Consider the following 17,957-nt stretch of genomic DNA (forward strand, 5'->3'; position numbering starts at 1 on the left):
GACGTCGAACGAGGGATCCCCGGGACAAGCCCTCAACTGTGGGTGCAGCGTAGCCGGAGCCGACCAACTAGGGCAGTGGCTTATCCGCTTGGATTCCCCTCCCCTTGACGGGGAGGGGTTAGGGGTGGGGTGAATGCCAGGTGCATGGACGCCGCTTGTCTCGCTCGCCCTCGGCAGTGTCGATTGAGAACGTGGGGCTCAAGCTTTGAAGCCCCCCACCCCCGACCCCTCCCCGCGAGGGGGAGGGGAGAAGAGGGTAGCGGCGCGCTCAGAGCGCGCATATCCACCGCAGCTGTTGAAGCTTGTCGTGGATCCCGGCCTTCGCCGGGATGACGTCGGGTGCGGGCGGTCACAGCACCCGTCACGTCCGTGTCATCCTCGGCTTCATGCCGAGGATCCATCGTTCCAAAGGCGCCGGAGCATGCTGCTCAATGGATCCTCGGGACAAGCCCGAGGATGACAACCGTGGCTTAGTATCGCCACCGCTGCTCAAGGTGCCGGGGTTTTGTCCGGATAGAGGCAGATGTCGTTGATGAGGCAGCGCCAGCATTCAGGCTTGCGGGCCTTGCAGACGTAGCGCCCGTGCAAAATCAGCCAATGATGCGCGTGCATCGCGTATTCCGCAGGCACGACGCGCAGCAGATCTTCTTCGACGGCAAGCGGGTTCGCGCCGTGCGAGAGGCCGACGCGATTGGCGACGCGGAAGACGTGCGTATCGACCGCCATCGTCGGTTGCTCGAATGCCATGTTCATCACGACATTCGCGGTCTTACGGCCGACGCCGGGCAAGGATTCCAGCGCGTCGCGGTCGGCGGGGACCTGTCCGCCGAAATCATCGACGAGGCGCTGCGATAGGCCAATGACGTTCTTCGCTTTGGCGCGGTAAAGGCCGATCGTCTTGATGTAATCGCGCAGCTTTTCTTCGCCGAGCGCCAGCATTTTCTCTGGCGTATCGACCACTTGAAAGAGCGGGCGCGTCGCCTTGTTTACACCGGCGTCGGTGGCCTGCGCTGACAGCACCACCGCGACCAGGAGCGTGAACGGGTTGATGTGCTCCAGTTCGCCCTTAGGCTCAGGGTTTGCCTCTTTGAAGCGGCGGAAAACCTCCGCGATTTGCGCTTCGTTCAGCAGCCGGGCCTTGCGGGTTTTGCTGGTGGCGATGGGTCCCGGCTTTCCCGTCTTGCCTTTTGAAACGGAACTGCCGATCTTTGGGGTGACTATGTTCAAAGGCCCTTTGGCCATCAGAGCTCCGGTTCTTTGATGCGCAGCGGCCTTGAAAAGACATTTACGCGAGGTCCCCAGTCAGGGACGACGAGAAATGATCGATAACTGGTCCGAAAAGCAACCCTCGACGGCGGCGCAGTTTCTGCTTCATCCGCACAGGTCGCTGCCGCCCAGCGGCTTCGTGATCATGATGGTGCTGATCGGCCTTGTCAGCTTCACGGTCGGGATGGTCTTCTTCCTCATGGGAGCCTGGCCCGTCTGCGGATTTTTCGGCCTCGACGTGGCGCTGATCTATTGGGCCTTCAAGCTCAACTACCGCTCGGGCCGGCTTTATGAGACGGTTGAGCTGTCGCCTGAGCTTTTGAAGCTGACGCGGGTGCATCCCTCCGGCAAGCGCGAGGAGTTCGACTTCAATCCCTATTGGGCGCGTGTTCGTTGCACAGTCGACCAGCCCGACGGGCGCACCTCGCTCAGACTTGCCGCGCAGGGCCGGGAAGTTCTGTTCGGGCAGTTTCTGACCGACGACGAGCGGCGCAATTTCGCCGATGCTCTGAGTGGCGCGCTGGTCGCTGCGCGCGGCTCGCGTTTTTAGGGCGCCGCGTCAGCCGTTCAGCATCGTCAGCGCCGCGCGGCGGTCGCCGGGCTTTAGCCGCAGGAATTGCGTTCGCGCGGCCTTGATGTCTTTTTCAGCGCCCGTTTCGGATGCGGTTTTCAGCGCCTTCGTGGCGGCGTGATCGCCGCCAACGATAAACGACAAGGCGGCTGCAAGGCGGCCCATCATGGCCGCGTCGAACTTGAAGTCGTCGTCGGCCATTGCCATCCCCGCTCGTTACTGGAAGCGCCCGCCGCGTTCCAGGACTTCAATTTTGTAGCCGTCGGGATCTTCGACGAAGAAGAACGTCGCGAAGGGCTCACCTTCGAAGTTCATCGTCTTGATGTCTTTCGGCTGGTAACCCGCATCTGCGATCCGCTTGTGGGCGGCTTTAAGGTCGGGCGTTACGAAAGCGACATGGCCATAGCCGTCGCCCAAATTGTAAGGCTCGGTGCGGCCTTTGTTGACCGTCAACTCAACCTCGAAGCCCGTTTCGATGTTCCGCATGTAGGTCAGCGTGAAGTCCGGCCATTCCTTGCGCTCGGCGATTTCGAGCCCAAAGCACGCCTGGTAGAATTTCACCGAGCGCGCCTCGTCGAGCACGCGGATCATCATGTGGACGAATTTGGCCATTTAGGGCTCTCCTGTTTCAGCGTGCTCAGTGGCGGTCAGAAAGACATTGGCGCCAAGCCACCAGCTCACGGCTGCCGTCACGAACATGAACGGCACGAACAGAGACGCTGTGATCCCGTACCAATGAAGCAGCTCCGGCGACGCCGCGAAGGCAAGAAACACGACATTGGGAACGAACAGCGCCAAACCGATGCCAGCTGGCATGACGGCCGGTGTGAATAGTAGAACCGAGGCAATCACGAAGACCGCCTGCCGGTTCCAGTTCGACAGCGGGACTCGGGCAAGAATGGCGCGGAGCCTATAGAGAAGCGCCGCTTCCAGTATGATCAATGCGAAAACGTTGATGACCAGAAGCGTGAGCAAGCTATGCCATGCCCGAATCTAGAGCCAGGGGCGCGATGAAGCCGTCGCCGTTTCGAAGGAGGCGATCTCGTTGCCCTTCTCGAGCGTCAGGCCGATGTTGTCGAGGCCGTTGAGCAGGCAGTGCTTGCGGAACGGGTCGATCTCGAACTTGATGACGCCGCCGTCGGGCCCATGAATTTCCTGCTTCTCGAGGTCGACGGTCAGCCGCGCGTTGGCGCCGCGGCTCGCGTCGTCCATCAGCTTGTCGACATCGCTCTGCGGCAGCTTGATCGGCAGAATGCCGTTCTGGAAGCAGTTGTTATAAAAAATGTCGGCGAAGTCCGTGGCGATGACGCAGCGGATGCCGAAGTCGAGAAGCGCCCAGGGCGCGTGCTCGCGCGAGGAGCCGCAGCCGAAGTTGTCGCCCGTGACGAGGATCGTCGCATCGCGGTACTGCGGCTTGTTCAGGACGAAATCGGGGATCTCGTTGCCGGTCGCGGGATCGTAGCGCATTTCGTAGAACAGCGACTTGCCGAGACCCGTGCGCTTGATCGTCTTCAGGAACTGTTTCGGGATGATCATGTCGGTATCGACATTGCGGATCGGCAGAGGGGCTGCGACCCCAGTCAGAACCGTGAACTTGTCCATATTCCAAAGTCTCCGCTAAATTCCTGGCCGTCAGGCGCGCAACGTATCCGCAAGCGCCCGGAAATAGCCTTCCGCCGAAGAGAGACGCCGGGCGTGCCGGAAAGCACCAAACTCCCGGATGGCGGCCTCGAGATCGAAGGGCTGCAAATGTTCTAGGCGCCGTTTAACGCCAGCGCGCTTGCGCCCGTCAAGATGATCTTCGAGCGTCGCGACAATCGTTTCGACATAGCCTGAAATGCGGCCCAATTCGCGGGTGGCCGAGAGGAGCGCTGCGCGGTCGCTGGGGCATACCTCCAGAGACGCAAGGCTTGCTGCGGCCCGGGCGAGGGTGGCGGCCACCTCTTCGGCATAAAGCGCGACCTTTTCGCGCCGCAGAATGTCGAGCCGGGCCGCGAGCGCCAGCCAACGGTTAACGGTCTTGGCAAGCTCGGAAAGGCGCGTCGTGTAGTCGGCAAACCGCATCGCAGATCCTCAAGCCGTCGGATCTGCGATTGTAAGCGCCCCCCAGGGAGCGGGGATAAGTTTAGGCCGATGCCTAACCACCGACGTCATCGCCGCGTAGGCGGGGATCCGTCCAAGTGTCTGGTCCACGCCAAGTCCTTGGGCCTGGACAGATCCCGGCCTTCGGCGGGATGACGACGCTGAGAGAGGGCGGCAGTGACGGCCTCGGTGCAGCCCGCGTCAGCGGATATTGGGGTCCGCGTAGCACTTGCGCATGTATTCGCAGCGGTAGGAGCCCGAGAAATGCATGCTGTCGCCCTTGGCGGGCTTGATGAAGGTGCAGATCTCTTCCAGTCCGTCAGGTGTCAGCCATCCCTGGCGGCGGCCGCGCTGGACGGCGAAGCAGTCGGCGGTCTCTTCATCGGGGCCGCGGAACTGGTGGCCGCACTCGTGGGCGTAGATCCACTGCTTCACGGGCGTCGAGACGCGGTCGAGCAACTTCGGGTTCATGATCAGGAAGCCGGGGTAGGCGGCGCCGTAATCATCGAGCTTGTTGTCGATCACGGTCGGACGCTGGCCGCAGTATTGCTGCCGGCCGTCGAGCTTGAATTCGCCGGGCGGCACGATGTGGCTCTCGCCGCCGACGGTCGCCACGTACTGCTCGGGCGTCGGGATGCCGTCACGAATGGGCGTCGTCGTGTCCTGGGCGGTGGCGACCGGCATAATGGCCAGCGAAGAAGCCAAAATTACGCTCAAGACGAATCCGCAAATGAATCGCCGTGCTCTCATCCGCCCATGCTTTCAGAAATTGCCCCGCATGCCCTGCTCGGCCTGCCCCTACAACATGGCCTGAAACGGTCCGAGGCTCAAGCTGCGCTGTCTTGTGACATATTGGAGGTTAAGTTGATGTGACCACCGCGACGTGCCCGACGCCATCAGCCGGACGTCTGCTGCTCGATCTCTTCCATGTCCTCATCGGAAAAACCGAAGTGGTGGCCGATCTCATGAATCAGCACATGGGCGATGAGATGGCCGAGTTCCTCGTCGCTCGATGCCCATTCATCGAGAATGGCGCGGCGATAGAGAAAGACCATGTCCGGCTCGCGGGTCTCGGGCGTCGCGCCCTGCCGGTTCAGGCTCACGCCCGAGTAGAGCCCGGTGAGTTCGAAGGGATCTTCAATGTCGAGTTCGTCGAGGACATCCTCGGAGGCCAAGTCCTCGATGCGGATGACCACGTCGCCGGCCATCGCGCGAAACTCGGACGGCAACGTCATCCACGCCGCCTGTGCCAAAACTTCGAAATCGGCAAGCGTCGGCGGCGTTGCGTGGGTCCAATCAGTCGGCATGCGCTCTCTCCGGAAAGCTGAGTGCAGGAGATAGGTCCGGTCGCTGCAAATAGAAAGGCTAATGCGCTCAATCAGTTTTTGCAGGCGACGAGCAGCAACTCCTGCAGCGTGAAATGCAGTTCACCTTGCGGGTCGCGCCGTGGTTTCAGGAACGATCGCAGGCATGAGCCCTCCTCGTCCAAGATTCGCTTCAGTTCGGCAATCACGTCTGGCGTGCAGCGCATGCGCGCAACCCACGCATCGAACGCCAGTTCTTTTTCCATCTGCTCGCGTGCCACGATCTTGAAGCCAGCTGAGCTGAGGACATCGCACCAATGATCGGGCGGCGGTGCGAAGCCGTGACTAGGATCGCGCAGCGTCTCGAACGCATTGTACGCGCGAACGGCGTCGCTGATTTGAGCGGGGCTGGCGCTGGGAAGGCGTTCGCGATCGGGCGCCACGTTATCGACGAGCGCGAAGCGGCCACCCGGTTTCAAAACGCGGTGGGCTTCGCGGGCGAAGTTTTCGAGGCTCGGAAAGTGATGCGCCGCGAGGCGGCAGCAGACGAGGTCGAAACTTGCGTCGGGAAACGGCAGCGCATCGGCGGACGCGACTGCCGTCGTCATATTGGCGAGCCCGCGTGAGGCGGCAAGCTTCGCCGCTTCCCTCAGCATCTCATCGGTGATGTCGCTGGCGATGATGCTTGCAACGTGCGGAGCGAAGATCGCTGCGGTATGTCCGGCGCCTGTCGCAACGTCGAGCGCGCGCCAATCTCGCCGTGGCGATACAAGCTCGACGATGCGCGCCAGGCTCTCGCCCTTTGCATGCACGTCGGATGTCGCGTAGTCGGCGGCCGCAGGTCCGAATTTCGAGCGGACTACGGCACTCAAGTCATCTGTCATGTTGCAGCCTAGCATCAGTTGGGGAGCAGCTTCGTGGCTCTCGGGTAACGACTGCGGTGCTAATACCACTCAAAGAACTTTTGCCACATCGGCGGGGTAGCAAAGGATCAATATCTCTGCGACTAACATAGCAAAACAAATCCTCCGCAGTCCTTTCGAGAATACCATTCATGTCCATACCGCTGTCGTTTCGTCCCCGGCAGGAGTCACTGCCGCCTGAGGAAGGCTCTTGGCATGGGGACAGACAGTCGTTCGAATTGCGCGTCCTCACCGAAGAAGCCGACATCGCAGATGCGACCGCGCTTCGGCTGCGCGCCTATCAGGCGATCGGCTACGACGTCTCGAGCGATAACGGCCAATACACCGATCGGTTCGACGATCTGAAAACGACGGTGATCCTCGGGGCCTACGACCGCGGCCGTCTCGTCGGCTGCGTCCGCCTTTGCTTCAACCATCCCTGGCAGACGATCGCGTCGTTGCCCTGCGGCTCGTATTATCCGGCGCTGAAAGAGATCAAGAGCAAAGCCGATGGTCCGCTCGTCGAAGTCTCGCGGCTGTCCATCGAGCCTGAAATCAACAACACGTCTTATCGCACGACGCTTTACGCATTCCTCGTGCGCGCTGCATTGACGGCGGCGCAGGCGGCGGAAGTTTCGATGCTGCTGATCGCGACGCGGCCGGACTGGGTGAAGTTCTACAAGTACATGCTGGGCTTCCAGCAGATCGGGAAGCCCGCTCTCTATCCGCCGGGCGATTTCAAGATCACGCTGTTGGGCGGCAGCCTGAAGCTCGCAGAGACGCGGCAGAAGCTGCAGAATCGCTTCTTCAAAATCACGCCCGAGGAAATCGCCAGCATGCGGATCGCCATTCAGCCCGCGATCGATGCTGCGGCCGGTCCAGACGACGACGGCAAGATCGCCGCGCAGGCCTCTTAAAATCCCAGGCGCGCAATCGAACGCTCGAGCGAGCGATCGATCACGCGGGATTTCGGCAGGCCGTTAGGCCTGCCAGTTTCTCACATCGACGAAGTGGCCTTCGAGCGCCGCCGCCGCCGCCATGATCGGCGAGACGAGATGCGTGCGGCCCTTGTAGCCCTGACGGCCTTCGAAGTTGCGGTTGGACGTCGAGGCGCAACGCTGACCGGGCTTCAGCTGGTCGGGGTTCATGCCGAGGCACATCGAGCAGCCGGGCTCACGCCATTCAAAGCCCGCATCCTTGAAGATCTTGTCGAGACCTTCGGCTTCCGCCTGCTCTTTGACGAGGCCCGATCCCGGCACGATCATCGCGTAGGCGAGGCGCGAAGAGATCTTCTTGCCATCGACGATCTTGGCGACGGCGCGCAGGTCTTCGATACGGCCGTTCGTGCAGCTGCCGATCCAGACGACGTCGAGCGGAATGTCGGTCATCTTGGTGCCGGGCGTCAGACCCATGTAGTCGAGCGCGCGCTGCATTGACACGCGCTTGTTCTCGTCCTGCACGTCGGCGGGGTTGGGAACGGTGGCGGTGATCGCGGCCACGTCCTCGGGGCTCGTGCCCCATGAGACGATCGGCGGGAGCTTCGCCGCATCGAGGCGGACGACGCGGTCGAAGTGCGCGCCTTCGTCGGTGTGCAGCGTTTCCCAATACTTCATCGCCATGTCCCAGGCTGCGCCCTTCGGCGCGCGGGGGCGGTCCTTGATGAAAGCGAACGTCTTCTCGTCGGGCGCGATCATGCCGGCGCGAGCGCCGCCCTCGATCGACATGTTGCAGACCGTCATGCGGCCTTCCATCGACAGCGCGCGAATGGCTTCGCCCGCGTATTCGATGACGGAGCCGGTGCCGCCTGCCGTGCCGATCTCGCCGATGATGGCGAGGATGATGTCCTTGGCGCCGACGCCTTGCGGTGCCACGCCATCGACCTGCACCAGCATGTTCTTGGCTTTTTTCTGGATCAGCGTCTGCGTGGCGAGCACGTGCTCGACCTCGGACGTGCCGATGCCGTGGGCCAGCGCGCCGAATGCGCCGTGCGTGGAGGTGTGGCTGTCGCCGCAAACGATCGTCGTGCCCGGCAGCGTGAAGCCCTGCTCGGGTCCGACGACGTGAACGATGCCCTGGCGCTTGTCGAGTTCGTTGAAGTACTCGATGCCGAAGTCGCGGGCGTTCGTTGCCAGCGTCTCGACCTGCACGCGGCTCTGCTCGTCGGCGATGCCCTTTGTGCGGTCCGTGGTCGGAACGTTGTGGTCGACGACGGCCAGCGTCTTCTCAGGCGCGCGGACCTTGCGGCCGGCCATGCGCAGGCCTTCGAATGCCTGCGGGCTCGTGACCTCGTGGACGAGGTGGCGGTCGATATAAAGGAGGCTCGTTCCGTCCGGCGACTGTTCAACTACGTGATCGTCGAAGATTTTATCGTACAGCGTTTTTGCCATGACTTCGTTGAGCCTTTGGAGGACGGCGGATGAGGATGAGCCCGTTAGATAGCGTCTCGTGCCCGTTTGCGCAAATCAGCGCTGGTCGCAGCTGCCATGAGCGCAGAGCGGAGCGTTTTCAGGCCGTCGCAGGCAAAGCTTAACGCCTGAGGCAGCCCACCACGGACAGAGCTGGCGGGCTGATTAATTGTTTCTGTTCTTCGAGATCTTGGAGACCAGGAAGTCGCGGAGCAGCTGCACCTTCTTGGAGGATTTCAGCTCTTCCGGATAGGCGAAGACCATGTTGAGCGAGGGCTGCTCGATCTCCGTCAGCACGGGTACGAGATCGGTCTGCTCTTCGGTCAGGTAGTCCGGGATCATGCCGACGCCGATGCCGGCACGGATGGCGTACTTGATCGCCACGACGCTGTTGACCCGGAGCGCCGCTTCTCGCGACGAGCCCGGGCCGTTGCGGCCGGCGGTCTCGATCCAGGACATCGCGTCCAGGTGCTGCGCGGAGGGTCCGGTGTAGCCGATGATCCGGTGCTGATCGAGGTCTTCCAGGCTTTTCGGCGCGCCGTACTTGCGCACGTACTGGGCGGAAGCAAACGCGCGCACGCGGCTTTCGAACAGCGGCCGGCGGATGAGGTCGGCCTGTTCGGGCTCGCGCGTCCAGATCGCAGCGTCGGCCGCGCGCATGCCGATATCGACCTGATCGTCGTTGAGGATCAGCTCGACGCGGATTTCGGGATAAAGCTCGCCGAACTCTCTGAGGCGCGGCGTCAGCCAGATCGTGCCGAAGCCGATCGGCGCGGTGATGCGGAGATCGCCCGAAGGCTTGGTCGTCGAATCCGACAGCAGGGTCTCAGCCGTCTGCAGCTTGGCGAAGACTTCCGCGACGGTCCGGTTCAATAGCTCGCCCTGCTCGGTCAAGACGAGACCGCGCGCATGGCGATGGAAGAGCGTGACGCGGAGGGTGGCTTCCAGGGCGGAAATCTGCCGGCTGACGGCCGATTGGCTCATATGGAGCTGTTCGCCGGCGTGCGTGAAGCTGCCAGCCTCAGCGGCCGCATGGAAGATGCGAAGCTTATCCCAATCCATTCTCGGAGACCTGCTAGGGCAGTTGGTGGGTCATTGCATTTAGCTATGCGCTAAACGCAATGCAACAGAAGCATGGCAGAATCCCGGCGCGGTGGGGCGCCGAGGGCGCTCTTGTCGCGCCGGTTAAGCAGATTGAACCGCCGTTACGGCCTATTCCGCCGCGTCGGCCTGGTTCTCGACGGCTGCCAGATAGCGCTCGGCCTCAAGTGCAGCCATGCATCCCATACCGGCGGCGGTGACCGCTTGGCGGAAGACTTCGTCTTTGACGTCGCCTGCTGCGAACACGCCGGGGATCGCCGTCGCCGTCGAATCGGGCGCCGTGATCAGATAGCCGGACGGCTTCATCTCGAGCTGGCCCTTGAAGAGCTCGGTCGCCGGGGCGTGGCCGATCGCGACGAAGACGCCGTCCGTCTGCAATTCGGACGTCATGCCGGCTTTGAGGTTCTTCAGCACGACGCCGGTCACGGACTTGGGCGCATGCGTACCGACGATCTCTTCGACGACGCTATCCCAGATGACCTCGACCTTCGGGTTCTTGAACAGGCGTTCCTGCAGGATCTTCTCGGCGCGCAGGAAATCGCGGCGATGGATGAGCGTCACCTTGCTTGCGAAGTTCGTAAGGAAGATCGCTTCTTCGACCGCGGTATTGCCGCCGCCGACGACAACGACTTCCTTGCCCTTGTAGAAAAAGCCGTCGCACGTTGCGCACGCCGATACGCCGTGGCCCTGGAAATGCTCTTCCGATTTGAGCCCCAGCCAACGCGCCTGCGCGCCCGTCGCGATGATGAGCGCATCGCACGTGTAGGTGTCGCCGCTATCGCCTTCGAGGCGGATCGGACGGCTGCGCAGTTCGACCTTGTTGATGTGGTCCATCACGATGTGCGTACCGACGTGCTCGGCCTGCGCCTGCATCTGCTCCATGAGCCAGGGGCCCTGGATCGGATCTGCAAATCCCGGATAGTTCTCGACATCGGTCGTGATGGTGAGCTGGCCGCCGGGCTGTGTGCCCTGAATGAGGGTCGGTGCGAGCATGGCGCGGGCGGCGTAGATCGCAGCCGTGTAGCCTGCGGGGCCGGAGCCCAGGACGATCACCTTCGCGTGATGCGGTTTTTTGGTCATGCTCAATCTCCGGCCCGTCGCGGGGCAATCAGGGGTGCTAATTAGGGGGGCCGTCTGCCAATCGTCAATGTCGCCAGGGGAGGCGTCCGCGTTACGCCGATATGTGCGGCACTCAGGCACAGCGCGGGCAGAAGCGGCCAAATGGGGAGAAATGGACGCGTGCAAGACATGAAGCCTCAGGCAGGGCTCAGCCTGTCGCAACGAATCAAGTCTATTCTGGTGGGCTCTTCGGGCAATCTCGTCGAGTGGTACGATTTCTACGTCTACGCGGCTTTTTCCCTCTATTTCGCCAAAGCGTTCTTCCCGGAAGGCAATCAGACGGCGCAGCTCTTGAACACGGCTGCGATTTTCGCCGTCGGCTTTCTGATGCGTCCGATCGGGGCGTGGTTTTTCGGACGGATGGCGGACAGGCATGGACGGCGCGTGGCGCTGACTGCATCCGTGCTGTTGATGTGCTTTGGCTCGGCGCTCATTGCGGTGACCCCCGTCTATGCAACGATCGGTGTCGCCGCGCCCATCATTCTGCTCTGCGCGCGGATGATCCAGGGTTTGAGCCTCGGCGGCGAGTACGGCACCAGCGCCACGTATCTGTCAGAAATGGCGACGTCCGAGCACCGCGGGTTCTATTCGAGCTTTCAGTACGTGACGCTGATTGGCGGGCAGCTGACGGCGATGCTCGTGCTGATCATCCTGCAGAAGTTCGTGCTGACGCAGGCGGAACTGGAAGACTGGGGTTGGCGCATCCCGTTCGTCATCGGCGCGGTTCTCGCCATTATCGCCTTCGTGATGCGCCGCGATCTCGCGGAGACGGATTCTTTCAAGCGCGCGAAGCGCCACGAAGGATCGATCTCGGCGCTGATGAAACACCCGCGCGAAGTCGCGATTGTCGTCGGGCTGACGCTTGGGGGAACGCTCGCGTTCTATACGTTCACGACCTACATGCAGAAATTTCTCGTCAACACGTCGGGCTTTTCGAAAGATACGGCGACGATGATTTCGGCATCGGCGCTGTTTCTTTACATGCTGCTGCAGCCTGCGATCGGCGCGCTGTCGGATGTCGTCGGGCGCCGTCCGGTGCTGATCACTTTCGGCGTGCTCGGATCGCTCTGCACTGTGCCCATTCTTACGACGCTGCAGGGCGTCAGCGATCCATTGCATGCGTTCTTTCTGGTGATGGCGGGACTCGCTATCGTGTCCTGCTACACGGCGATCAATGCGGTCGTGAAGGCCGAACTCTTTCCCACATCGGTGCGCGCGCTGGGCGTCGGCTTGCCGTATGCGGTCACGGTGGCGGTCTTCGGCGGCACGGCGGAGTGGATGGCGCTCTGGTTGAAGCACCTCGGCAACGAGCACTATTTCTACTGGTACGTCACGGGCTCGATCCTCGTTTCGCTGTGCGTCTACGCGACGATGCGCGATACGCGGAAGGATAGCGCGATCGACAAAGCGGGCGGCTAGAACAGAAAACCCACCCCTAGCCCCTCCCCGCAAGGGGGAGGGGGATTCTCAGATCAAGCGCAGGGCTCTGAGGCTCGCGTGGCCGTTGCGGCCGACGATGATGTGGTCGTGAACGGTGACACCGAGCGGGCGCGACGCGTCGATGATCTGCTTCGTCATGTCGATGTCGGCGCGCGAAGGCGTCGGATCGCCGGATGGATGATTGTGCACGAGAATGATGGCCGACGCCGAGAGTTCGAGCGCGCGCTTGACGACCTCGCGCACGTAGACTGGCGTGTGATCGACCGTGCCGCGTCCCTGCACTTCGTCGGCGATGAGCTGGTTCTTCTTGTCGAGGAACAGGATGCGGAACTGCTCGCGCGTCTCGAAACCTTGCACGAGGCGCAGGTAGTCGAGCACCCCGTCCCATGACGACAGAGCGGGCCGGGATTTGATCTGGCCTTTCGTCAAGCGTTCGGCCGCGGCTTTGATGAGCTTTAGTTCGTCGACCGCGCGATCGCCGACGCCTTCGACTTCCTTCAGGCGTTCGGGGGCGGCGTTGATGACGTCCGCGAACGATCCAAATTTTGCGAGCAGCCGTTTCGCGATCGGCTTCGTGTCGATCCGCGGGAAGGCGCGGAAGAGGATCATCTCAAGCAGTTCGTAATCGGGTACGGCGTCGGCGCCGCCGTTCTGGAAGCGCTCGCGCAGACGCTGGCGATGGCCCGCCTTGTCGTCCGGCGCGGGCTTTCGCTCGGTCTTGGGTTCGGCCTTTGCCTCAGCCGTGATGGAAAAGAAAGTCGCTTGCTCGGCGGCGCTTGTCTTGTCGCGAAATCCATCGGAGCGCGACATCGACAGTCACTCCATCAAGCGGCAGCGCGGGCGCCATAGGGCGGGAAGTGCAGCCCGGCAGGACTTTCGGTGAAGATCTCGCAGCCGGTTTCCGTCACGCCGACGGTGTGCTCGAATTGCGCGGAGAGTTCGCGGTCGCGCGTCACCGCTGTCCAGCCGTCGGCCAGAATTTTCACGTGCGGCTTGCCGAGGTTGATCATCGGCTCGATCGTGAAGAGCATACCCGGCTCGAGCACAGTGCCTTCGCCCGGCTCACCGTAATGGAGAATGTTCGGGCGGTCGTGGAAGACGCGGCCGAGGCCGTGGCCGCAGAAGTCGCGGACGACGCTGCAGCGCTCACCCTCGGCAAAGCGCTGGATCGCGGCGCCAATGTCGCCCGTGGTGTTGCCGGGCTTCACGACGGCGATGCCGCGCATCAGCGATTCGTAGGTCACGTGCATCAGGCGCTCGGCGCGGCGCGAGACGTCACCCACGGCATACATGCGGCTCGTGTCGCCGTGCCAGCCGTCGACGATCAGCGTCACGTCGATATTGACGATGTCGCCCGGGCGCAGCGGCTTGTCGTTGGGCATGCCGTGGCAGACGACGTGGTTGATGGACGTGCAGGTCGCGTAGCGATAGCCGCGGTAATTCAGCGTTGCCGGAATGGCGCCGTGGTCGAGCGCGAAGGAGAGCACCAGCTCGTCGATTTCCGACGTCGTGACGCCGGGCTGGACGATGGGGACGAGCATGTCGAGTGCTTCGGCTGCAAGGCGGCCCGCCTTACGCATGGCGGCGAAGGCTTCGGGTCCGTGCAACGGGATTTTGCCGTCGCGGCTGGCCGTCTTTGAAACTTCGATGTTCGACATACTACTCCACGCCGCGCCGGGCTGATGGCTTTTACTTGATGCCTCTATACTTAGTGCGAAATCGCCTCCGGCGGAATGCCTTGCGTCCCTGTGCGGCACTTCCCGTGCGAAAGCTCAGCAAAAAAGCGCCGGAGAGGTTCTCCGGCGCTTTGAATTTTAGCATTCCATGAGCCTTGCGTTAGCTCTTAGCCCTTGTTTTCTTCGGCCGGGACTTCGGCGGCGGTCAGCTCAGCGAGGAGACGCTGTGCCTGGCCGGTCCAGTCCTGCTTCTCGATCGCGCCCTTGAGGTTGAGCGTCTCGTCGAGGTTGGCGATGTCTTCGTCCGACAGGTTCGCGATCTGCTCCACCTTGTAGCAGTTGAGCTGCTTCAGGCGGTTCTGCAGGTCGATGTCGATGCCCTTGATCTGCGTCAGATCCTCGGCCTCGCCCTTCGGCTTCTTGAAGCCCTTCCAGGCGGCGTTCAGGCGGCGGGCGCGTGCGTCCGTACGTTCGAAAATACGGGCAGCCTTACCGCGACGTCCGCGGAGATAGTAAAGCTTGGCGCGGCGGACCTTGCCGCGGCGGATAACTTCGATCTCGCCGATGTAGGGCGAGTAAACCGGGAATACGCGCTCAACGCCTTCGCCGTAGGAAATCTTGCGGACGGTGAAGCTCTCGTTGAGGCCGGCGCCCGAACGCGCGATCACGACGCCTTCGTAAGCCTGAAAGCGGATCGTCGGCTCCTTGACGGCGCCCTTCTTCTTCTTGTCCTTCGGGTCGTCAGCGGCTTCGACGACCTTGACCATCACCTTGACGGTGTCGCCGGGACCAAATTCGGGGACGCCTCGCTTGGCGAGGATGGCGTCCATCTGCTCGCGCTCGAGCTGCTGGATAATGTTCATCTTGTTGATTCCGTTTAGTTATTTGATGACGCAGAGGATCAGCTTGGCATCCATCAGGACCCGAGCCGGTCATGCAACCCATAAAGGGCGCCCCGTTTGTGGGAATTATTGTTGGGCGCGTGATAGCGGAGAAGGCTCGTTTTGTCGAGTGGGCGCAGAGCCTATCGCGGCGATCAGACCGCGATGCGGCAAAGTTTCTGGCTCGCGCCTGATCAGAAGCTCAGGCCCAAGGCATTACCGATCAGGTCGGTGACGTTTGCGCTCTTCTTTTTCGACGGCGGCCCGTACGGGTAGTCGCTGTTCAAATTCTGGCTGCGTGCGGCCACCGCGGCCGGGTTGAACGAGGGTTCAACCGGCGCCAGGTGATCGCGGCCCTTGCTGATCTTCTCCCACTTGCCGTCGAGCGCGAGTGTGATGCGCTTCTCGTGGCCGTAGACGTCGCGGAAGGTTTTGAGCTTGCCGTCTTCGCCGACCCAGGCCGTGAAATAGACGAGGTGGATCGGGATTTCCTTCTCGATCGAGATCTCGTTGTTCAACGGTCCGGACCGGTCGAGTTCGGCGATTTTTGCTGCATCCCAGCCCTTGTCCTCTTTGAGGATCATTTCGGCCAGCTGCATCGGCTTCTGCACGCGCAGGCAGCCATGGCTCAGCGTGCGTTGCGCCGACTTGAACATCCATTTGTCCGGCGTGTCATGCATGTAAATCGTGTGCTGGCTCGGGAATGAAAACTTCACGTGGCCGAGCACGCTTTTCGCCCCCGGCGGCTGCATCACGACATAGTCGCGAATGTCGCTCGTGGACCAATCGATGCTGCGATAGTCGACAAGCTTGTCGGTATTCTTCGTGCGGATCTGCAGCCCGTACTGGCGCATCATGCCGCCGCCGCGGATGAGGTTCGGCCAAAGTTCGTTGACCATGATGCTTTCGGGCACGCGCCAAGCCGGACGCAGCACGACATGCTTCAAGGGCCGTGAAAAAATCGTCGACTGCTTGTCGAGCATCCCGGCGACGATCTTCTCGGAGCGGATGATCTGTCCGTCCTTGTAGACGTACTGCATGAACTCCGGGATGTTGTTCAGCACGTAGAAGTCGCCCATGTTGAGCCACATCCAGCGCCACATCTCCATGTTCGCCCGGATGCGCTTGGCGGCGGGGCTGAGCTGGCCGGGCTTACCGTCCTTGCCATCCTTCGACAGCATGGTGAGATAAATCTGGCGGAGCTTTTCGAACTGCGGTTGCTGCGGCTGCAGGCTGCGCAGATAGGCATCGGGTTCGTGCGTTTGCGCCAGCGCGTCGATGACGATCTTGGGCTCGATCCACTGCGGGCGGCGGTCGAGGTTTGTCGAGAGCATGCCGGCGGGATCGGGAATGCGGCCGCCGCGCGCGTCGCGGGCGTAGAGAAGGGCGGCTTTCGAGAATTGGATTTCGGCCGCTGCGAGCGCGTCCGTATCGGTCGCGGTCAGGTCGCCGTTCGTGCGCTCGGGCAGCTTAAAGCGGGCTTTATCGAGGCCATAGCTGTCCGCATTTTCGATCTCGGTCGCCAGCGTTTTGGCTTCGGGTTTCAGGCCCGACGCCATCACCCAAAGCGCTTCGCCGTGGCGGGCATTATAGAATTCGATGAGTGCCGAATGATCTTTGCGGTCGCGTTCCTCATCGGCTGCCGGTTCGGCAGCAAGCTTTGCGCGCACGGCCATTAGAACGGCGTCGTCTTGAACGTCGGGCGCTGGGGTCGCTGTCGCGGCGGGGGTCTCTGCGGGAGCCGCCGCTTCCGTAGGCGGGGTGGCCTCCTCGGCGCGGATTGGTGATGCTATCAGCAACTCACTGACGAGCACCGAGGCCGAAACACCCAGCAAAAGGTTCTTGAAGATCTTCATTCGCCGTCTCGCAAATGGCAACGCGCACGTGGCCTGAAGAGCCCTATTCGCGAACGCCTCCGAGGCATGCCGGCGAATCTCTTCCCGGCGCATTTGCGCAAGAAATCCGGGCCATGCAAAGGCGAAGCGGCGCTGGCCGTCACTTTGAGGAGCGGGTGGGGCGCAGGAGATCCGGCCGGCGGTTCGCGGTCAACGCTTCGGACTGGCGGCGTCTCCACTCCGCGACCTTCTTGTGGTCGCCGGACGTGAGGATCTCGGGGATCGCGCGGCCTTCCCAGTCACGGGGCTTAGTGTACTGGGGATACTCGAGAAGTCCGGTCTCGAAGCTTTCGCTGGCAAGGCTCTCGGCCGCTCCCAGCACGCCCGGCAGCAGGCGGACGCAGGCTTCGATGAGGACCATGGCGGCGAGTTCGCCGCCCGCCAGCACGTAATCGCCAATCGAAATCTCCTTGAGGCCTCGGGCGTCGATCACGCGCTGGTCGATGCCTTCGAAGCGGCCGGCGAGCAACGTCACGCCCGGCCCTTCGGCGAGATCGCGCGCGAGGCTTTGCGTCAGCGGGGTGCCGCGTGGCGACAGGTAGATGAGCGGCGCATCGGGTGAGAGGGCCTGCGCATAATCGAGAGCTGGGCCCAGAACGTCGGCCCGCAGCACCATGCCGGCACCGCCGCCTGCGGGCGTGTCATCCACCTGCCGATGGCGGCCGAGGCCGAAGTCGCGGATCTGAAGCGTATCGAGCGACCAGATGTTCGCGGCGCGGGCTTGCCCCAGCAGCGAGACGTCAAGCGGGCCCGGAAACATTTCCGGAAACAGCGTCAGCACGAGTGCGCGCCATGCCGGGCGTCCATCATTGGCAGGGAAGTGAGGCATGGGGCCGGACTCGGTTCGACGCCTCGGTTGGACGTCTCGGTTGGAGCATCCCCGGGGATGGCCCCGGGGATGGAAGAGTGAGCTTATCGCGAAAGTCGTCTCAGACGCCTTCGACGATGGTGATGTCGATTGTGCCGGCGCCCTGGCGCAGCGCCTTAGCTTCAGCGTATTCGGGCGAGGTCGCGTAGCCGTGCGCGTGCTCGTAGCTCGGGAATTCGAGCACGACGTTGCGCGTCGTGCCGTTGCCTTCGATGACTTCGCTTCTGCCGCCGCGGACGATCGGCTTGCCTTCATACTTGTCGAGAGCGATCTTCGACTTCGCCACGTACTCGGCCCACTTGTCCGGGTTGGTGACGGTAGCGTGGGCGATGACGTATCCCTTCGGCATTGCGATCTCTTTCCTTTGGGCCCTGTCTTCGAGCCAAGCCAGATTTTCAGGTGAGGAGCCATAGCCGGACCGGCCCGGTTTCGGCAACTGGGCACTAT

21 protein-coding genes are annotated in these 17,957 nt (G+C 62.3%); 3 read left to right on the forward strand and 18 right to left on the reverse strand.

From position 1 onward, the window contains the following. Positions 1–489 precede the first annotated feature (489 nt). On the reverse strand, positions 490–1,242 hold the full coding sequence (nth, locus tag VFG26_RS05830) for an endonuclease III (protein ID WP_325023183.1): 753 nt from the start codon (positions 1,240–1,242) through the stop codon (positions 490–492). Positions 1,243–1,318: 76 nt separating this feature from the next. Here nth and VFG26_RS05835 point away from each other — a divergent pair, with 76 nt between their 5' ends. After that, positions 1,319–1,816 carry a DUF2244 domain-containing protein gene (locus tag VFG26_RS05835; protein WP_325023185.1) on the forward strand — a complete coding sequence of 166 codons (498 nt, stop codon included), beginning with the start codon at positions 1,319–1,321 and terminating at the stop codon, positions 1,814–1,816. 9 nt (positions 1,817–1,825) lie between these two features. Here the strand turns inward: VFG26_RS05835 and VFG26_RS05840 are convergent, their stop codons facing one another. The 8 genes from VFG26_RS05840 to VFG26_RS05875 all read right to left on the reverse strand — a co-directional run bounded on the left by VFG26_RS05840 (position 1,826) and on the right by VFG26_RS05875 (position 6,107). Continuing rightward, entirely contained in the window at positions 1,826–2,038 is a 213-nt protein-coding gene (locus VFG26_RS05840) for a hypothetical protein (protein WP_325023187.1), read from the reverse strand. 15 nt (positions 2,039–2,053) lie between these two features. Then, positions 2,054–2,449 (reverse strand): VOC family protein, encoded by a 396-nt coding sequence (locus VFG26_RS05845; protein ID WP_325023189.1) that lies wholly within the window; start codon positions 2,447–2,449, stop codon positions 2,054–2,056. Beyond that, complete coding sequence (locus tag VFG26_RS05850) at positions 2,450–2,812, reverse strand: hypothetical protein (RefSeq protein WP_325023191.1); 363 nt, start codon at positions 2,810–2,812, stop codon at positions 2,450–2,452. It abuts the gene before it with no gap. 18 nt (positions 2,813–2,830) lie between these two features. Beyond that, positions 2,831–3,439, reverse strand: a complete 609-nt coding sequence (leuD, locus tag VFG26_RS05855) for a 3-isopropylmalate dehydratase small subunit (RefSeq protein WP_325023193.1) — start codon at positions 3,437–3,439, stop codon at positions 2,831–2,833. Between the two features lie 30 nt (positions 3,440–3,469). Next, positions 3,470–3,901, reverse strand: a complete 432-nt coding sequence (locus tag VFG26_RS05860) for a hypothetical protein (RefSeq protein ID WP_325023195.1) — start codon at positions 3,899–3,901, stop codon at positions 3,470–3,472. A gap of 219 nt (positions 3,902–4,120) precedes the next feature. Beyond that, the gene (locus VFG26_RS05865; protein ID WP_325023197.1) at positions 4,121–4,624 is read right to left on the reverse strand and encodes a hypothetical protein; all 504 of its coding nucleotides are present in this window, start codon (positions 4,622–4,624) and stop codon (positions 4,121–4,123) included. A gap of 191 nt (positions 4,625–4,815) precedes the next feature. Beyond that, entirely contained in the window at positions 4,816–5,226 is a 411-nt protein-coding gene (locus VFG26_RS05870; RefSeq protein WP_325023199.1) for a metallopeptidase family protein, read from the reverse strand. Between the two features lie 71 nt (positions 5,227–5,297). Continuing rightward, a complete protein-coding gene (locus tag VFG26_RS05875) occupies positions 5,298–6,107 on the reverse strand; it encodes a class I SAM-dependent methyltransferase (RefSeq protein ID WP_325023201.1) in 810 nt (269 codons plus the stop codon). A gap of 170 nt (positions 6,108–6,277) precedes the next feature. Here VFG26_RS05875 and VFG26_RS05880 point away from each other — a divergent pair, with 170 nt between their 5' ends. Beyond that, complete coding sequence (locus VFG26_RS05880; RefSeq protein WP_325023203.1) at positions 6,278–7,042, forward strand: N-acyl amino acid synthase FeeM domain-containing protein; 765 nt, start codon at positions 6,278–6,280, stop codon at positions 7,040–7,042. A gap of 63 nt (positions 7,043–7,105) precedes the next feature. Here VFG26_RS05880 and leuC read toward each other — a convergent pair whose 3' ends face one another. The 3 genes from leuC to trxB all read right to left on the reverse strand — a co-directional run bounded on the left by leuC (position 7,106) and on the right by trxB (position 10,711). Continuing rightward, a complete protein-coding gene (gene leuC / locus VFG26_RS05885; protein ID WP_325023206.1) occupies positions 7,106–8,512 on the reverse strand; it encodes a 3-isopropylmalate dehydratase large subunit in 1,407 nt (468 codons plus the stop codon). A gap of 183 nt (positions 8,513–8,695) precedes the next feature. Continuing rightward, entirely contained in the window at positions 8,696–9,592 is an 897-nt protein-coding gene (locus tag VFG26_RS05890) for a LysR family transcriptional regulator (protein ID WP_325023208.1), read from the reverse strand. 150 nt (positions 9,593–9,742) lie between these two features. Further along, entirely contained in the window at positions 9,743–10,711 is a 969-nt protein-coding gene (gene trxB / locus VFG26_RS05895; protein WP_325023210.1) for a thioredoxin-disulfide reductase, read from the reverse strand. Between the two features lie 141 nt (positions 10,712–10,852). On the opposite strand from trxB, the gene VFG26_RS05900 reads away from it, so the two are divergent. Then, a complete protein-coding gene (locus VFG26_RS05900; protein ID WP_325023212.1) occupies positions 10,853–12,169 on the forward strand; it encodes an MFS transporter in 1,317 nt (438 codons plus the stop codon). Positions 12,170–12,217: 48 nt separating this feature from the next. Here the strand turns inward: VFG26_RS05900 and radC are convergent, their stop codons facing one another. The 6 genes from radC to VFG26_RS05930 all read right to left on the reverse strand — a co-directional run bounded on the left by radC (position 12,218) and on the right by VFG26_RS05930 (position 17,859). Further along, entirely contained in the window at positions 12,218–13,000 is a 783-nt protein-coding gene (radC, locus tag VFG26_RS05905; RefSeq protein ID WP_325023214.1) for a RadC family protein, read from the reverse strand. A 14-nt stretch (positions 13,001–13,014) separates the two neighbouring features. Next, complete coding sequence (gene map / locus VFG26_RS05910; protein WP_325023216.1) at positions 13,015–13,848, reverse strand: type I methionyl aminopeptidase; 834 nt, start codon at positions 13,846–13,848, stop codon at positions 13,015–13,017. Between the two features lie 185 nt (positions 13,849–14,033). Next, positions 14,034–14,729, reverse strand: coding sequence for a 50S ribosomal protein L19 (rplS, locus tag VFG26_RS05915; protein WP_325023218.1), 696 nt, complete (start codon positions 14,727–14,729; stop codon positions 14,034–14,036). A 212-nt stretch (positions 14,730–14,941) separates the two neighbouring features. After that, entirely contained in the window at positions 14,942–16,603 is a 1,662-nt protein-coding gene (locus tag VFG26_RS05920; RefSeq protein WP_325023220.1) for a L,D-transpeptidase family protein, read from the reverse strand. A gap of 139 nt (positions 16,604–16,742) precedes the next feature. After that, positions 16,743–17,471 carry a tRNA (guanosine(37)-N1)-methyltransferase TrmD gene (gene trmD / locus VFG26_RS05925; RefSeq protein ID WP_325023222.1) on the reverse strand — a complete coding sequence of 243 codons (729 nt, stop codon included), beginning with the start codon at positions 17,469–17,471 and terminating at the stop codon, positions 16,743–16,745. A gap of 100 nt (positions 17,472–17,571) precedes the next feature. Beyond that, positions 17,572–17,859: a DUF1330 domain-containing protein gene (locus VFG26_RS05930; RefSeq protein WP_325023224.1), complete on the reverse strand. Its 288-nt coding sequence runs from the start codon at positions 17,857–17,859 to the stop codon at positions 17,572–17,574. Between the last annotated feature and the right edge of the window lie 98 nt (positions 17,860–17,957).

The sequence above is a fragment of the Hyphomicrobium sp. genome, assembly GCF_035687085.1.
GTDB lineage: Bacteria > Pseudomonadota > Alphaproteobacteria > Rhizobiales > Hyphomicrobiaceae > Hyphomicrobium_B.

Bases quoted from the DNA above. Each gene is read 5' to 3' on its own strand.
- nth (WP_325023183.1), bottom strand. From the start codon at position 1,242: ATGGCCAAAGGGCCTTTGAACATAGTCACCCCAAAGATCGGCAGTTCC.
- VFG26_RS05835 (WP_325023185.1), top strand. From the start codon at position 1,319: ATGATCGATAACTGGTCCGAAAAGCAACCCTCGACGGCGGCGCAGTTT.
- VFG26_RS05840 (WP_325023187.1), bottom strand. From the start codon at position 2,038: ATGGCCGACGACGACTTCAAGTTCGACGCGGCCATGATGGGCCGCCTT.
- VFG26_RS05845 (WP_325023189.1), bottom strand. From the start codon at position 2,449: ATGGCCAAATTCGTCCACATGATGATCCGCGTGCTCGACGAGGCGCGC.
- leuD (WP_325023193.1), bottom strand. From the start codon at position 3,439: ATGGACAAGTTCACGGTTCTGACTGGGGTCGCAGCCCCTCTGCCGATC.
- VFG26_RS05860 (WP_325023195.1), bottom strand. From the start codon at position 3,901: ATGCGGTTTGCCGACTACACGACGCGCCTTTCCGAGCTTGCCAAGACC.
- VFG26_RS05870 (WP_325023199.1), bottom strand. From the start codon at position 5,226: ATGCCGACTGATTGGACCCACGCAACGCCGCCGACGCTTGCCGATTTC.
- VFG26_RS05875 (WP_325023201.1), bottom strand. From the start codon at position 6,107: ATGACAGATGACTTGAGTGCCGTAGTCCGCTCGAAATTCGGACCTGCG.
- VFG26_RS05880 (WP_325023203.1), top strand. From the start codon at position 6,278: ATGTCCATACCGCTGTCGTTTCGTCCCCGGCAGGAGTCACTGCCGCCT.
- leuC (WP_325023206.1), bottom strand. From the start codon at position 8,512: ATGGCAAAAACGCTGTACGATAAAATCTTCGACGATCACGTAGTTGAA.
- VFG26_RS05890 (WP_325023208.1), bottom strand. From the start codon at position 9,592: ATGGATTGGGATAAGCTTCGCATCTTCCATGCGGCCGCTGAGGCTGGC.
- trxB (WP_325023210.1), bottom strand. From the start codon at position 10,711: ATGACCAAAAAACCGCATCACGCGAAGGTGATCGTCCTGGGCTCCGGC.
- VFG26_RS05900 (WP_325023212.1), top strand. From the start codon at position 10,853: ATGGGGAGAAATGGACGCGTGCAAGACATGAAGCCTCAGGCAGGGCTC.
- radC (WP_325023214.1), bottom strand. From the start codon at position 13,000: ATGTCGCGCTCCGATGGATTTCGCGACAAGACAAGCGCCGCCGAGCAA.
- map (WP_325023216.1), bottom strand. From the start codon at position 13,848: ATGTCGAACATCGAAGTTTCAAAGACGGCCAGCCGCGACGGCAAAATC.
- rplS (WP_325023218.1), bottom strand. From the start codon at position 14,729: ATGAACATTATCCAGCAGCTCGAGCGCGAGCAGATGGACGCCATCCTC.
- VFG26_RS05920 (WP_325023220.1), bottom strand. From the start codon at position 16,603: ATGAAGATCTTCAAGAACCTTTTGCTGGGTGTTTCGGCCTCGGTGCTC.
- trmD (WP_325023222.1), bottom strand. From the start codon at position 17,471: ATGCCTCACTTCCCTGCCAATGATGGACGCCCGGCATGGCGCGCACTC.
- VFG26_RS05930 (WP_325023224.1), bottom strand. From the start codon at position 17,859: ATGCCGAAGGGATACGTCATCGCCCACGCTACCGTCACCAACCCGGAC.